We start from the raw sequence: 15,336 nt of genomic DNA, 5'->3' as shown, positions 1-15,336 counted from the left end.
GAGAAATATACAAGGGGGATTTTTATGTATGTTGACATTTTATTACTAGCAGAACTAACGACTGGACCAAAACATGGATATGAAATAAAGAAAAATGTTCAAAATCGGTTAGGTGCGAATTTCGAATTAAATCATAATACACTGTACCCTGCTCTTCGGCGTTTCGAAAATATGGGTGCTATAACGAAAAAAATACATAAACAAGTCGGAAAGCCAAATCGAAATATGTACGACATAACTGAAACTGGAGAAGAAGTTTTTTATGAAATGTTAAGAGAGTTTCCCGAAAAGATTGCGACAAATAACGCTGAATTCCTTGTGCGTATCGCACTATTTGAAAAACTTGATTACGAAGCTAGAAAAGAAATTTTAACAATACGCCAAGACGTATTACATAAACAGCTTACTGCTATTCAATCTTTACATGTTAGCTCACCTTTTATTACAGAAGTCATTGAATTTAGTAAATCACGTATTGAACATGAATTGCTCTGGATTACATCACTCATGAAGAAAATATGAAAAAATAAAAAGAAAAGTTAAAAACAATGAATGAAAATGAGATTTATTATCAATACTATAATTAATAAAAGGGCAACCACGATTTGGCTACCCTTCAAAATTTTATATTTCTGGATCGAAAGTTTTGCAATCTGTTTCTTCAGTAGTTGATGCATGTTTCCCTTTATTACTTACTACATAAATTGCATCTGCACTACATTTATTGCCGTTAGCCCAAAATTTACAGTTGTTTACTTCACATAAAACGTCTTGTGCCATAGTATCACACCTCCTTGTTCTATTATCATTAACAAAATTCGGAGGTATGATACTCTTTAGACTGCATTTTTTATTCCCTTTTTAGCTTTCTTAATGATTCAATATCTCCTTGTACAATCGCATCTATATTTTCAGTTATTTTTTCAATGTCAAAATGCCACCATTGAATTTGCAATAATTCTTCTATAATTGCATTTGTAAATCGTTCTTTTATTTTATTTGCAGGGTTTCCACCGACAATTGTATATGGTGCGACGTTTCTAGTCACAACAGATTTAGCTGCAATGATTGCACCATCCCCTATTTTTATTCCGGGCATAATCGTTGTATCCATACCTATCCAAACGTCATTTCCTATAACTGTATCACCTTTGTAGGGTAAATCAGACAAATTAGGTGTATACTTCTCCCACCCATTTCCAAATATATTAAATGGATATGCCGAAAATCCATCCATCCGATGATTCGCTCCGTTCATAATAAAGGTAACTCCATTTGCAATACAACAAAACTTTCCAATGGTAAGGCGATCTCCAAGAAATTCATAATGATGTAATACACGATTTTCAAATGTTTCTCCATCTATCGCATCATAATAAGAATAGTCACCAACTAGTATATTAGCTTTTGTTACTGTATTTTTTATAAAATGGACATTTTGATTTCCTTCAATAGGATATTTAACATTTGGATTAGGATTCATGTTGCGCAGCACCTCCTTTATCATTTATTTCACTTTCTACCGTTATTACTGGTTTTAAATTATATATAGGTAAAATACATAATAATCCAATTATAAAAAGTAAAGCTGTACCTTCATACATCGTACTTAATGAGAACATCTCCTTCAATGAGCCCGCAATACTCATCGTTACTACCATTGATCCTGTAAATAATGGACTTAAAATACCGTTTACCCTTCCAATAAAATCTGTATCGCTATTTTGAATAATGAGCGTATTAATGCCTATTTGGATACATGGGAGAGCTAAACCACTAAAAAGTTGTGCTGTAAGTGTCACCCATAAATTTGTCGAATAACCTATAATACCAATGCCAATCGCCTGACCGAGCATCCCTACAATTAACATCTTTTGCGGTGCAACATTTTTGGCAAATATCATCGCAATTGCTCCACCAACAATCATTCCTGCACCATTTACTGTTAGTAACCATTGTAAACTCTCTTTTGATAGCCCTAACTGTTCAGTTACAATAAATATACCCAGTGGCTGAATTAAACCGATACCTAGTCCTGCGGCCATAAAACAAAGCCCTAGCAAAGTTAATGCTTTTTTCTTTTTTACATATTTAATACCGTCTAGCATTTCCTGTAATAGCGTGATTTCTTTCTTCTCATTATCGTTCTCAAGATCTTTCGGAAGAAATAACAACACTGCTGCTGCAAGTAAAAAAGCGATACCTGTTATGATGATTGAAATATAAATTCCAAAACTATGAAAAATAAACGTTCCTAGTATTGGCCCTAACACCATAAAAATCGCAAATATCGTTTGATATATAGACATCGCCAATTGGATTTGTTCCGTTGATAAATGTTGTTTAAACAACTTCATACCCGATGGTTGAGAAAACTGCGAAAGGATTGCAGAAATAAGCGTGACAAAAAATACGATTTTCCACGTTCCAAACATAAGTGTAATTAATACAACGAATACGGAAATAGAACTTAAAGTCTCACACCATATCATTGTCTTCTTTGGTTTCCACCTATCAGCAAAAGTTCCACCAATGAATGAGAAAATAAAAATGGGAGCAAATTCAGCTACTGAAATCATTGAAATAGCAAAAGCATCACCTTTCGTCATTTCCATTACATACAGTAATACGGCAAAGTTTCGAACCCATATTCCAATTTGTAAAAATAATGCTGAAGCTAAAATTCCCTGTACAAATCTATTTTTCAATACTTGTGATACCCCATTATTTTGTTTCGTTACTACATTTTTCGACATAAAAAGGCCTCCTATTTCGTGTTCTGAACAGGAGGCAGCACAAATCATATAAAAAGACTATATATTCGCAGAGCGAAATACATCCCTTTTCTATACATGTACAGACTAACCCTATTCAGAAGAATATTTCGTTTTTTAACGAAGATCTCTTACAAATAGAATTAGTTGATCATTGGGATGTTTTCACCCTTCCGTTTCGAATTTAAATAACACATACATACTCTATGTAAATCATTTTCTATGTATGCATGTCTAAAAATAAATATTCTAGAATGTTAATGGTAATTCCTCTAAAGAACGCATTAAATAATTCCCCTGCCATTTAACATCTTCACGATTCCCTTTTATTTGTAATTCAGGCATCCGATTAATCAAAGTAGTAATAGCAATCTTCGCCTCCAACCTAGCAAGTGGGGCGCCTAAGCAGAAATGGCTACCATGTCCAAAGGCAATGTGACGATTATTCTCCCGAGTAATATCAAATACTTCTGGGTTTTCAAATACTGTTTCATCGCGGTTTGCCGAAGCTAATGCAATGACAACCATATCCCCTTTTTGGATTGTTTGTTCGTGAATTTGAAAAGGTTCAGCTGCCCATCTTGCAGTTGTAACCTCAACTGGAGAATAATAACGCAATCCTTCTTCAATTGCAGAATCGATTAATTTTGGGTTATCTTTTAATAACTGTAATTGATTTGGATTTTCAAGAAGTGCTAATACCGTATTCGTAATTAAATTCACTGTTGTCTCATGTCCTGCTACGATTAATAGCATTATCATTGAATATAGCTCTGGAGCACTAAGTTTATGCCCTTCATTTTCTGCAAGTATTAGCGCGCTAACCAAATCTTCTTTTGGATCTTTTCGTTTTACATCAACTATATATTGAAGATATGTAATAAACTCAGATAGTTGTTTTTCCGTTTCTTTTATTTCTTCAGGTGTTTCTGGCGATGCAATAACAGCATGAGACCAAATTCTAAATTTCGCTTGATCTTCTTTTGGAATACCAAGCATTTCACTTATTACAATAATCGGTAAAGGGAACGAATAATCATCCACAAGATTTAAAGTTCCTTTCCGCTCTATCTCACTTATTAAATCATCCGCTATTCTCTGAATTCTCCCGTCTAATTGTGTAATCATCTTCGGTGTAAAAGCTTTTTGAACTAAAGATCGTAAACGACTGTGATTAGGTGGATCTGAATTTAACATGTGAGTTGTTAAATGATCACTATTATCAACGGAAAGATACATGTTCGTTGTATCTTGAGGAAACACATTTGTCATATCTTTTTTCAAACGATTATCTTTTAAAAGTGGCAGAGCATCTTCATATCTTGTAATGAGCCATTCTTTACCGAGTTCAACTTCATTTACAAATAATATAGGTTGTATTTTTCGCGATTCTTTATAAATTTCATAAGCATCTTCTTTAAACTGCGCTGAAGCTAAATTAATACCATCCTCTATTCTTTGCCCAACTTTGTTTTTCATTGACATTGTATCCCCTCACTCTCATTTTTTTGAAAACGAACCAACAGTTGCATTATACTCTAATAAAAACGTGAAAATTGTAAATTTTTAATCAAAATCTTACTTCTTATATTGAAAAATAAAAAAGTGAGAGAGTAAAGCCCTTCTACTCTCTCACTCTTATTTACGCAAAACACATGAAATTACTAATTTGTTGATAGCGATAACTTACTTTACGACGGCGACCACCTTGCCAAGTGTAACCTGAAACCCCATTTCTCCTCACTTCAGTCGGGAAGAACCATAAGTCCCTTCCGAAAGGTCCAGGACGATGCAAACGTAAATAGCCCCATCTTCCTAGACAATTACACATCCAGGATTTCATATTGCCTGCTTGCGCTGGAGAAGAAAATGTAGATGGTAACGATGGCGCTTGAGACGGTGGTGGTGACGTTGGAGCATCTTCCGCATCATCTGGTCTATAATCTTCTTGTTCCATTTCTCTTACTTCATTTACAGATTCATACCCGTAGTTTTGTGAATTATAATACATCCCTTGATCATATGGATAATTTTGTTGGTTATACATTTTAACAAATCACCTACTTTTCATTCAGTACCTTTAACATTCATATGTGATATGCCCTCTATAGGAAGCTTATGTATAGCCTAAATTTAATAAAAAATAAAGCTCGTATTTAAAAATACGAGCTTCTTCATAAACGGAATTGATGTATTATTTTCTTAATTTCACACTATAGAAACGCATTTCATCTAATGAACCTTCAAATTCAAATACTTCTTGTTTAATTAATTCTTTTAAGCGATATTCTAAAAACGTATCGCCAACTAACTGCTCTACATGACCTAGCGCTTCACCAATTACTCTAGGAGCTTTTAGGAATTCTTGATCAGCACCTATATTTTTAGCGCATTCAACAATAAATTGATCAAAATAATCTTCTTGTACAGAACGCACTTCATTGTCTGTCCAAACTCTTAAAAATTCCGTACTTTTCGATAGACTATCCCACTCATGTTCAAACTGCATACGATTCTCTACAGTTAAATACGGCAATTCTACAAAACTTTTTTGAATTAGAGCTAAACTTTCAGGTGCTAACTCTCCAGTTCCACGAATATCATATTCTTGTTTTAATATTTCTTTACTTGCTTCAGACGTATTAATAACGCGAATGTTTTTCTTATCTTTTAATTGTGCAATTACAAAACTTAAGCCTACATGTTCATGTGCGTTATCTGCCTTCCAAATGGTAATTGGTGTTTCATTTGGAATTGAATGTAGAACTTCTAAAGTTTCCTTAAATTTTGGTAAATACTCTTCTTCAAAATAACAATCATAAGAAGTTAAGTTATTTAATAACCACTCTTTTCTTGCTAATTGACCTTCATTTGTATGTAATTGATGAACAAGCCCAATTGAAAAAAATTCAGAGAATGAAACTACACCCTCCTCAAGTAATCCTTCCTGTTTCAACATATATTTTAAACAACCAGCTGTTGAATCATCAAAGGCGATATGAATGTGTATACTTTTTCTTACGTTCTTTTCCTGAGTCGCATGACTTGTCAATTGCTTAGGAATACTCGTTAAATTTTTTATCATATCTTCGTTATAATTCCCGTCTAATACATCTAATTGTATTAGAATACTTTGAAGTAAATGTTTTGCTTCATCTTCGTACATATCATCTACAGCATTTTTAATTTTATCTATCATGTAAATCCCTCTATTCATTTCAAAACTAACGTAGATTATAGTTTATCATTTTAGTATAGTTCTTTAAAAGTTTTTTTAAGTAAAAGCATTTATTATTTAGATTGCTACAGCTAAATAAAATTATTAATAGCTAAATATTTTTTGTAAATCCTTTTATTTAAATGTATAATTATATAGAAAATAAAAAATACAGGAGCTATGTTTATGGAAAAAGTATTTACTAATTATAAACATTATCTAAAGAATTGGAGATTTTTATTTATTTGTATATTACCTACCATCGCCTTATTATATGTTTTCGATGTCATCTTCGAATTACTATTTCATCAAAATTTCTATTTATCTAACTTAATTTTTGCTATTATATTATTTTTAATATTTATTAACATCAAAGATATGTTTAAAATTGAAAGTTAAAGCGCTGAATAAAAAAGAGCACCCTGCAATTGGATGCTCTCATGTGATAGAGGTTTTTTCTGAGTATTAAGTAGGACACGAAGGTCTTGCCCTACTAGATAATATATGCTTGTACTTATTTTATTGTGCACCTATTACACATCAAATGTATACGTATTGCTAAAAATTTTGCTCATATATTCATTGTACAATTATCATATTTATAAATAAAAAAACATCCCTATGGATGTTTTTTATGTACCGTTTTTAAGCTTCCATAAATTTAGCCGGTACACCAATTTTTTCAACTACAGAAGATATATTAGTAGGATTAATCATTACATTTTCAATACTAACTAATTTATTTTCTAATAGTCCATTCTCTGTAGTAATAAGTTCTTCAAACCGATCTAAAGTCATCGAGAATTTGTGTTCGCTTCCGCCATTCATACATACTTTTACATACTTCATAGTGTCACCGCCTTTCATAATAATCTATATTTCGATAAGAAGACGCTTACATCCTTTTTATTTCCTACTAGATTTCTCACTTTTACTCCTTGCTAATTCACGTATATTTATTTAAAAGTAAGTAGGTACTATTTTATGTTCACGATATTATTGCTAGTAAGAATGATAAAGATAAAAATGCACAAAGTGGTATATATAAAACAGTATCCATTTTAGCAAATTGCGTATCCTTTTTTCGCTTAAAGATACCAAAATAATGAAACTCACCAATTACTCTTATGAAAAACACAATCATACAAATCCAGGATCCCATTTGAACGATAATATTAGGAAATGCAAAATAAACAACATTCGTTTGTTGTAATAAAATTATTGCTGCCATACTTAATAATAGCGCAATGAAAAATGTCATCCCTGTACCTGGTGTAAACGCCTTTTCTCCAGCTTTTGTTGGAATGACACTATTTGTCGCCCACCTACCTCCGAAAGCCCAGTAAACATGTAAAAAGCTAACTAAAAACAATATACAGACCGAAATATATGTAATAATAAGCATTTTGTCCTCCCATTATTTTATTTAAGTCCTCAACTTTAGAGTATGCTACAATTTCCACATTAGCAATCTATATTTAATTACATAAAAAAACCCTTTAATGATACATCATTAAAGGGTTTACTGAAATGTTTTATACATTATACCTATTCCTACGACGTTCCATCCTCGTTTGTCCTTGAACAGTACCTTCTTTATATTTTTGTATTTGCTCTGTCATTTCATATGTTGCAGTTGCAGCTGAAGCTGGTTCTTCGTAATTATGCTCACGTATGTTTTCTGGTGTTTTTCGTTTTAATGCTTTTCCACCAAACTTAAATAATTTTATCTTTACTTTCGGTAATTTTGGAAGTGGAATCTTAAATGATAATTTTTTGCGTTTCTTTTTTTGTTGAAATAGATTTATATTTTCTTTATTATCATCCTGCTCATTACGATGTAATAACATCGCAAGTAATCCACCTAATATAAGTCCTCCAACTAACAGTAGAAGATATAAGTAATGACTTGTCATTAAACTCGACATACGTTCAAGTATAACTAACGACTGTACTTCTTTAATATCCCATAGTAAAGCGGCCCATAATGAGAATAAGCCTAAAGTAAGTCCATATGTACGAAAACGAAATAAACATGGAATTAAAGCGATACAAGCGGCAATTTTCGCATTCGCTATTATGGAACTTATTGAAATATCTTGATGCCAAATGACTAACAGTAGTGTTATGAATGGCGCGTACGCTATCCAACTACATATACGTGAATATATTTTTTTCGCGAAATAACTACCGAAACTAGTAAAAAATAATAGGCCTCCAATATATAAAGATTGTTCAAGTGGGATTTGCTTCATAATTCCTGCAACTGGAAAGAGGCCGCTTAATAGCATTAATAACACATCTAATTTCTTCACAATTCCTCATTCCTTTCAAATTTCTTTTGAATCAATTCATATTGCTTTTCCATAGGATGTAGATTTTGTATTTCTAAAAAATATCTTAATCCTGTATGTAAATAAAGTAAATACATAAAAGAAAAGATACATGACAAAGGATATCCTTATTTACATGAAAAAATGACAAATCCTGATCAATATAACGAGTAGGATTTGTCTACTATTATTTAAAGCAGAAAGATTAAATCATTCTTTTCTATTTTCATTATATCTACATCCAATTCATCATCAAACTCTTTAAATTCTCTTGCATCTATATCAGTCATATCGCGAATATTTTTATAAGCAATTCGTATAAGTGTGATCTCTTTAATTAAAGCTGTTTTAAAGAAGACATATCAGCGATAATTTATGTCTATTCTGTATAAGTGTTAGCAAGTTCGTTTGCATACTTGTTAGCACTTATACATTATTTTTTACTCTAATAAAATAACATGTTCCAAATCATACAAATTTGCTTTTGGTTTGGCATAAATGATTTGAGTAAGACCATATTTATCTGACTCTTGATCCACCACTTCTGCTACTTCAAGACCAGATATTATCTTCGTACTTAGACTAGATGTAACAAATTTATCACCTTTATTAATTTTTTCAGCCTTATCTTTTGGGATGTTTTCAATTTTAAGAACTTTCTTCTTCTCATCGTACCCTGTAACAAACCCTAAAATAGATTGATCAGTTTGCAATGTTACTGCCAAACGATTCGTTCTTTCATCTTTAGACATCAAATTTACGATAGAGGTAAACTGCTCTACACTTTCTACCTTCCCAATAAAACCGTCTGTTGTAATTACAGACATGTCACGCTTTATACCATGTTGTGCCCCTTTATCAATAGCAACCCGATCATACCATTTGTCCAACGTACGATTTATTACAGTAGCATTCATAAATTTATGCGTTCCTTGTTCCTTTAATTCTTTATTCTTATTGTATAGTTTTTCTAAATTCTCTTTATCATTTTTCAACATATAAATTCGTGCATTTACTACTTCATACTGTTGTAGTCTCTTTTTTAAAGTCTATTCTCTTCATATATTTGATGAGTTTCTTCGATATTTTTAGAGACTTTTTTTATATAATTATTATTCATAAAAAAATACACTACAGTTAAAATAGCCGCCATAATTAGCAAAAGTAACACTATTTTACGACTTAACATTCTTCTAAACATCATAATTATTCCTTTCTTGTATAATCAATATAAATTTTAATAGGAATAACTAAAGAATATATTAAGATTTAATAATTTTTATTTAAATATTATTAAGGCTTTCTTCCCTATAAGCCCCACTATACATGGCCATTAACTACTGAAATTCCAAAAACGTTATCTTTTCTGTAGAATTATAGGAAAGGATGGTGTTTTTAATTTGAATTTACCGATTATTGATCAACTAGAATTGTTTTCTAAAGAGTTGCAACGATATATGTCACCTTAGAAGGACTGTTATCTTTTATTTCGCTCTTATATACTTGCAATCACATAAACCTTCACAAATACATCACGCTTTGCTACTAACTCTTCCAGTTTCTTTACTTTGCATTTGTTAAGTATGAAAAAATGAAGTATTATTATTTTTCTATGTTTTTTTATTCTAAAATACCTTTTCGTTTCATACGGCTTCTTTTCACATATCCTATTAATAGGAGAAAACATATATGCTACCTTTCGAATCCACATTCAAGAAACAGAATGATAAAAAAGACTACTATAAAAACCCACTCATTACTAGAGAAAATACATATTATAATAGCGAACGTTTAAAATTTCGATTTATTTTAAGGGGGAAAATTATTAAATGTCAAATGAACAGTGTCCAATTATTGTTCCGTGTCCAGTTTTCAGTCAAACACAAACACCTTTATCTAATGCACCAGCAGAACCTATTGTTACGGTAAATCCTATAATAAAAGTTCCAGTTGTATTAGCGGAGAGAACACTTCAAATTGTTGTAGAAGCAGATGTTCCATTAGATCCACCGGCATCTGAAATTAAACGTGTGTTAAAAAATGTATTTTTAACACAAGGTAAATTAGTTCCTGTAGCATTTACTCCAGTAGAAGGTACGCCTTATCGTCGTGTTACAAGAGCAAAATTATTTGTATCAGGTTATATTCGTAAAAATATTGAATATGCATCTGGTGAATGTAATGCAGCTTTATATGATCGTATTGCTAATGTTCCTTTTTCTGGATTTGCAGATTTAACAGAAGGTGATTTTTTCACTTTACCTTTAATTGCAGCTTCTTCAGATACAGCTTCTCATTTTATTAATCCTAAGGATGGCGATTTACCTCGTTTGGATAAATACTTCTTCGAAAATCATGTAGTTTATAACGAACAACCTACTGTTGAAATAATCAGTGCTAATTTTTATGAATTAGATTTTTCTCCATGTCCAACAGCGTTAGAAGCAACATTTGATGCTTTACGTGAAAAAATTGTGTTAGATCTTACACTAAAAGTGTTGCAAGTACAACAAGTACGAGCTGGTATTGTTTAATAAACAGAAAAGACATTATCTTCTTTATAGAAGATAATGTCTTTTCTGTTTTGATAAAACATACATAATATTAACAATGAGTGTATATAACTGAAATGGATTTAGTTATAAATTCATCGGATGGGATGTGTTTTACTGATGAATAAGCCATGGTCTGGTAATAATATGGGGCATAAAATTTATAAGATTAAAAATTTAAATGAGCAATTAGTTTCAAAGAAAAAACAAAAAAAAGAAAACGAAAAAGAAAAAGAGAATGCATTTTCTGAAATGAGGCAAAGTAATAGAGGGAATTCTATGGTGGTAAAAACACCTTTTTCTGTTGTGTCAGAAGTAACAGATTTTTTGACAAATCCTATTTTGAGCGAAAGAAGACAGGAAGTGTTTCTATTTGATAATAACAATATTAATAATGAATTCCATGAATTAGAGACACAATTAATAACTACCTCAAATTATTATTATGAAGAGCCCTATTGTAAAATGGTTTCTTCTAAGATTTTTGAAAATAGAATTCTTTTCGAATTGGATATAAAAAAAAATACGAGTGATATTCCAAGAATAAATAAAGTAGAATCATCATGGGTTCCTATACACAATTTCATAGTAAAGAATAAAGATATAGAATTTGAGAACTATATAACAGGTGAATTACCAATTGAATTAGGTAGATATAAAACAGAAATTAGCTTACAAGAAGTGATAGATTTTAAGAATAGGATTAAAGGTTTTCAAAACATTTCACAAGATGTTATTTTAACTGAAAGTAAATTATTGTTATCAAAGAGAACAGAGAGAGCAGATTCGCATTCAAAAGAAATTGTAATAGACAAAGGTACTTTATTTGTGAAGGGACATATTCTTCAAACAATTGAATGTCTTATAGATAATAAACAATCTCGTGATAATTTTTATTGTTTAATGCAGAATATAGAGTTGGAAGTAGTTGTTAAAATTTTACAAAAACAAGAGCTGTCCAATTGATTAAGGACGGCTCTTGTTTTTTCACTTCACAAACACATGAGCTTCATTTGCTGTTACAAATGCAATAGAGCTCTTACTTCAAGTGTTAAACTATTCGTTTTAAAACATGTTATAACTTTTTATTTTCTTCTGTTAAAAATCTTCATTGTATTTTTTCTTTTACACGTCAATCAAACTGCCACTATGACCAAAGTCATTAATTAAAGAAAAAATAATAATAGTCGCGTTCATAACTTGCAAATTTCAAAAAAATTCTTCTTAGGCTGTAAAATTCGTGCTTTGTTGGTACTTCCCCATCATAGATGCCTTAGCCTTCAAAACTATATAAGTCCAATGAGTATTTTTAATAACTACTTCAGTCACGGTTAGCGATATTCTCGGTTTAATATTATCCATAATAGACGTACCACAAGCATTTTAATGAAAATAATTTTTTTCTAAAGAGTTGCAACGATATATGTCACCTTAGAAGGACTGTTATCTTTTATTTCGCTCTTATATAATTTAAATCACATAGATCTTCATAAACACATAAGATTGTTATCTTTAGAATAAACAGTTAGCTTTTACTAACTGCGCTTTTATATAAATTAAGATCTTCACTTGAATTAGAAAGTTGGTTGATGGTTGTAAAAAGAACCACCTTTTTATTTATGACAAAATAATTTTTTTTATAAAAGACACACAATTAACAAACATGACTACATATGATATATTGTATCCTCTCTTTTTAGACTGAATAATCTTTACAAAAGGGCACTTTCCTAAGTGCTCTTCTAATTACATACCAAATAGTTTTCTTGTTTAAAATAATGGCTACAGAACAATTGGACACATTCTCCAATTTATTTACCTCTAAATCCATGTTAAAATCGCTTGTGAGTATGACATAACTTATACTAGTCAAGCACTAAAACATTTCATGCAGGGCTTCTTTTTTCATCAAGCCGTTATTTAATTGTACTGACTAGCTTGACGTACAAAGTAACGTTTTTGTTCAATTTCTTGAAATTCATATATTTTTATAATCAATAATTAGTTATACTATTAAAATTCCTAACAGTTATTATTATAGTATCGACAATTGCAATAACTTTACTTCCAACTTAATAATACTTCTCGATTTTCACCCCCTTGAAGCGCAGCTTGAGGTTGATTTAATTTTAATAAAGGTTTTGTTTCAAAATTGCACCACCATTAAAAACATAAATACAATGTCGTGTATTCTTTTTCAATGTATGTTTAGATGAAAGAGCACTTTTCAGGGTGCTCTTTCATTTTTAAAAGGATTTTGTTTAAAATATAAAAATAAAAACATATTTAGTTAAACCACTCATATATTTTTATAGTGTTGTCATTGGCATAATGGAGTGCTCTTCAGGCACTCCTATTTTTTTGCTTACTAAATAACTAATTTGTTAAAATGAACACTTTATATTTTATAATTAAAATTTTTCAATATAAATGCAAACTGTTATCATTTTCTTTAGAGCTATATCAATAGAAAAAATCACTGTACAGTGTCTTTTCTTTATGCAGAAGTAAGCTAAAAAACTTTATAAAAGAACGCCAATTTATTTAAAGTAAGAACAAACGTCATTTTATTTGGATAGGAATTGCACTTGCATAGCAAAGGCATTGACTTCAGCTGTATTTCAGAAAAGTATATCCCTTCAATCAAAAAAGCCAAATTCTAATGCGTGACTATACAATAGAAGAATTTCCGATTGTTTTACTTGAACATATTGAAGAAGTTTGGTATCGACTTAGAAGACAAAACAAGTTAGCTCGGCTGTCTTAAGACAAATTCGTTAGCTATCAAAAGTAATGATTAACCGAGAAGCCCTCACTTCAAACAGTCCGTTAGGACGTTAAGTGGCGGGTAGCCCCCGGAAGCATTATCTGCTCAAATGTCCATTTTATTCAATAAAAAGAAAGCACCTGTGCTAGAAGGGACTCCCTTAATGTGATAAGTAGTTTTCAATTAGCATTAAAATAAAATAAATTACAAACCTGTAAGCCTGTCCTTCTATCCAATATATGCTTGTCCTTCTCAAAAAGTGAAAACAAAAGAGAGCACTCTCACAATAAGTGCTCTCTTTTGAAAAAAATAGGGGAACAGGTTGGATACCGTTCAGTATCATTATATGATGATTCTCCCCAACTATAACTAATATATCTATTAAAATCGGTTAATGTGTAATTTTTATATAACAACGAAAAAAGCATCTAGTATAGATGCTGTCTATTATCTTTTCTCTTTTTTGCATTTGCAATTATAATCAATTATTGTGCATTCTGCCCTATTGTAATTGCAAAAAGCTAAAAAATCTGATAAGACCACGAGAATTTTTTGAAAAAACGCTCTGCAGTCATACAATCTTTTCTTTTTTATTAGTAAAAGTTGATTCTATCCCCATCCCCTACTGACCCAGAGATACGACATAGATATTCCTCATTCCCTTAACTTTTACATATGTTTCATCAAATCTCCAGGAATTGCTTGTTAATTTAAAATGAATATTGGTTAAATCTTTTTCCATAAATCAATGCTTACTTACTTTATTTTTTGCATATAAAAGGTTAAGAAGCTGCATATATTCATCTTCTTGTCCAATATCAAATCGTTTACCCTCAATCATTTTTCCATATACTTTTTTAGTCATAATTAAAGAATGTATCGCATCTGTTAATTGATATTCCCCCCCAACACCAGGTTGAAGCTTTTTTAATAATGGAAAGATATCCGGTGTGAAAACATATCTACCAATTACTGCGAGATTAGATGGAGGGTTTACTTTTGGTTTTTCAACAATATTTGTAACATCTATACAATCTTCTCTTACAATATCCCCTTCAATAATACCATACTTTTCTACACATTCATTTGGTACCCTATGAATGCCTATTACACTATTTTTCTTCTCTTTATAAATTTTAATTAACTGGCTTAAAGCGGTTTCTTTATCTGAAACTACAATATCATCTGGTAAGAGTACAGCAAAAGGTTCGTTACCAATAAATGTTTCACCTAATTTTATCGCCTCACCAAGTCCTTTCGCATATGGCTGTCTTATATAATGAATTTGAACCTTAGGGACAGTAAGCTCCTTTAACAGATGAGATTTTTTCTCTTTTTCCAAAAAAGCCTCCAATTCTAATGATTGATCAAAGTAATCAACTATTAAATCCTTTCTACTAGAAAGTACAATTAATATTTGCTCAACACCTGACTTCACAGCCTCTTCCACAATATAATGAATCGCGGGTTTATTACCTATAGGAAACATTTCTTTTGGAATTACCTTTGTAATTGGAAGGCTCCTCGTGCCGTAACCAGCTGCTGGAATAATTGCTTTTTTAATCACTAATCTCTCTCCTTCAATTGTTTATAACAATGTATTCAGCACCCTCTGTACCTGCGCATAATGAAATCAAAAGAGGCCTTTACCTTCTGCCTACTTTCATTGCTTATATGAATAGGCCCTTTTACT

The 15,336-nt window shown here is 31.1% G+C and carries 14 protein-coding genes and 2 pseudogenes; 5 read left to right on the top strand and 11 right to left on the bottom strand.

What is annotated here, in order from left to right; all coding sequences use genetic code 11:
• Positions 1–24: 24 nt before the first annotated feature.
• Positions 25–522, top strand: coding sequence for a PadR family transcriptional regulator (locus MR115_RS01530; protein WP_242239436.1), 498 nt, complete (start codon positions 25–27; stop codon positions 520–522).
• A 102-nt stretch (positions 523–624) separates the two neighbouring features.
• On the opposite strand, the gene MR115_RS01525 is transcribed toward MR115_RS01530, so the two are convergent.
• From MR115_RS01525 to MR115_RS01500, 6 genes are all read right to left on the bottom strand, one after another.
• A complete protein-coding gene (locus MR115_RS01525) occupies positions 625–780 on the bottom strand; it encodes a DUF1540 domain-containing protein (protein ID WP_000046092.1) in 156 nt (51 codons plus the stop codon).
• A gap of 70 nt (positions 781–850) precedes the next feature.
• Entirely contained in the window at positions 851–1,483 is a 633-nt protein-coding gene (locus MR115_RS01520) for a Vat family streptogramin A O-acetyltransferase (RefSeq protein ID WP_242239435.1), read from the bottom strand.
• A complete protein-coding gene (locus MR115_RS01515; protein WP_242239434.1) occupies positions 1,473–2,756 on the bottom strand; it encodes an MFS transporter in 1,284 nt (427 codons plus the stop codon). The genes MR115_RS01520 and MR115_RS01515 overlap by 11 nt, the downstream gene beginning before the upstream one ends.
• Positions 2,757–3,023: 267 nt before the next feature.
• Positions 3,024–4,259, bottom strand: coding sequence for a cytochrome P450 family protein (locus tag MR115_RS01510; RefSeq protein ID WP_061678514.1), 1,236 nt, complete (start codon positions 4,257–4,259; stop codon positions 3,024–3,026).
• A gap of 157 nt (positions 4,260–4,416) precedes the next feature.
• Entirely contained in the window at positions 4,417–4,821 is a 405-nt protein-coding gene (locus tag MR115_RS01505) for a hypothetical protein (RefSeq protein WP_061678513.1), read from the bottom strand.
• A gap of 147 nt (positions 4,822–4,968) precedes the next feature.
• A complete protein-coding gene (locus MR115_RS01500) occupies positions 4,969–5,973 on the bottom strand; it encodes a DUF1835 domain-containing protein (protein WP_242239433.1) in 1,005 nt (334 codons plus the stop codon).
• 204 nt (positions 5,974–6,177) lie between these two features.
• On the opposite strand from MR115_RS01500, the gene MR115_RS01495 reads away from it, so the two are divergent.
• Positions 6,178–6,390 carry a hypothetical protein gene (locus MR115_RS01495; RefSeq protein ID WP_000416570.1) on the top strand — a complete coding sequence of 71 codons (213 nt, stop codon included), beginning with the start codon at positions 6,178–6,180 and terminating at the stop codon, positions 6,388–6,390.
• Positions 6,391–6,636: 246 nt separating this feature from the next.
• Here the strand turns inward: MR115_RS01495 and MR115_RS01490 are convergent, their stop codons facing one another.
• From MR115_RS01490 to mreC, 4 genes and pseudogenes are all read right to left on the bottom strand, one after another.
• Entirely contained in the window at positions 6,637–6,840 is a 204-nt protein-coding gene (locus tag MR115_RS01490) for a hypothetical protein (RefSeq protein WP_000878362.1), read from the bottom strand.
• A gap of 139 nt (positions 6,841–6,979) precedes the next feature.
• Positions 6,980–7,396 carry a DUF3995 domain-containing protein gene (locus MR115_RS01485; RefSeq protein WP_242239432.1) on the bottom strand — a complete coding sequence of 139 codons (417 nt, stop codon included), beginning with the start codon at positions 7,394–7,396 and terminating at the stop codon, positions 6,980–6,982.
• A 130-nt stretch (positions 7,397–7,526) separates the two neighbouring features.
• Entirely contained in the window at positions 7,527–8,306 is a 780-nt protein-coding gene (locus MR115_RS01480) for a DUF3959 family protein (protein ID WP_242239431.1), read from the bottom strand.
• A 458-nt stretch (positions 8,307–8,764) separates the two neighbouring features.
• Positions 8,765–9,525 (bottom strand): annotated as a pseudogene (gene mreC, locus MR115_RS01475) (rod shape-determining protein MreC).
• A gap of 628 nt (positions 9,526–10,153) precedes the next feature.
• Between mreC and MR115_RS01470 the strand changes: the two are divergent.
• The 3 genes and pseudogenes from MR115_RS01470 to MR115_RS01460 form a co-directional block, all read left to right on the top strand.
• Positions 10,154–10,858: a CsxC family protein gene (locus MR115_RS01470; RefSeq protein ID WP_097820096.1), complete on the top strand. Its 705-nt coding sequence runs from the start codon at positions 10,154–10,156 to the stop codon at positions 10,856–10,858.
• 138 nt (positions 10,859–10,996) lie between these two features.
• Positions 10,997–11,842, top strand: coding sequence for a DUF7852 domain-containing protein (locus tag MR115_RS01465; protein WP_098870479.1), 846 nt, complete (start codon positions 10,997–10,999; stop codon positions 11,840–11,842).
• 1,613 nt (positions 11,843–13,455) lie between these two features.
• Positions 13,456–13,634, top strand: a pseudogene (locus MR115_RS01460) (Y-family DNA polymerase); the annotation flags it as partial.
• Positions 13,635–14,388: 754 nt separating this feature from the next.
• Here the strand turns inward: MR115_RS01460 and MR115_RS01455 are convergent.
• Entirely contained in the window at positions 14,389–15,210 is an 822-nt protein-coding gene (locus MR115_RS01455; RefSeq protein WP_242239430.1) for a UTP--glucose-1-phosphate uridylyltransferase, read from the bottom strand.
• Positions 15,211–15,336: the final 126 nt, after the last annotated feature.

Origin of the sequence: Bacillus cereus group sp. BfR-BA-01309 (assembly GCF_022664315.1) — a bacterium.
GTDB lineage: Bacteria > Bacillota > Bacilli > Bacillales > Bacillaceae_G > Bacillus_A > Bacillus_A mobilis.
Note: the sequence above shows the minus strand (reverse complement) of the source record. Positions and strands in the feature narration are given on the sequence as shown.

What these genes read in the sequence shown, in the direction of transcription:
- MR115_RS01530 (WP_242239436.1), top strand. Translation starts at nt 25, where the DNA reads ATGTATGTTGACATTTTATTACTAGCAGAACTAACGACTGGACCAAAA.
- MR115_RS01525 (WP_000046092.1), bottom strand. Translation starts at nt 780, where the DNA reads ATGGCACAAGACGTTTTATGTGAAGTAAACAACTGTAAATTTTGGGCT.
- MR115_RS01520 (WP_242239435.1), bottom strand. Translation starts at nt 1,483, where the DNA reads ATGAATCCTAATCCAAATGTTAAATATCCTATTGAAGGAAATCAAAAT.
- MR115_RS01515 (WP_242239434.1), bottom strand. Translation starts at nt 2,756, where the DNA reads ATGTCGAAAAATGTAGTAACGAAACAAAATAATGGGGTATCACAAGTA.
- MR115_RS01510 (WP_061678514.1), bottom strand. Translation starts at nt 4,259, where the DNA reads ATGTCAATGAAAAACAAAGTTGGGCAAAGAATAGAGGATGGTATTAAT.
- MR115_RS01505 (WP_061678513.1), bottom strand. Translation starts at nt 4,821, where the DNA reads ATGTATAACCAACAAAATTATCCATATGATCAAGGGATGTATTATAAT.
- MR115_RS01500 (WP_242239433.1), bottom strand. Translation starts at nt 5,973, where the DNA reads ATGATAGATAAAATTAAAAATGCTGTAGATGATATGTACGAAGATGAA.
- MR115_RS01495 (WP_000416570.1), top strand. Translation starts at nt 6,178, where the DNA reads ATGGAAAAAGTATTTACTAATTATAAACATTATCTAAAGAATTGGAGA.
- MR115_RS01490 (WP_000878362.1), bottom strand. Translation starts at nt 6,840, where the DNA reads ATGAAGTATGTAAAAGTATGTATGAATGGCGGAAGCGAACACAAATTC.
- MR115_RS01485 (WP_242239432.1), bottom strand. Translation starts at nt 7,396, where the DNA reads ATGCTTATTATTACATATATTTCGGTCTGTATATTGTTTTTAGTTAGC.
- MR115_RS01470 (WP_097820096.1), top strand. Translation starts at nt 10,154, where the DNA reads ATGTCAAATGAACAGTGTCCAATTATTGTTCCGTGTCCAGTTTTCAGT.
- MR115_RS01465 (WP_098870479.1), top strand. Translation starts at nt 10,997, where the DNA reads ATGAATAAGCCATGGTCTGGTAATAATATGGGGCATAAAATTTATAAG.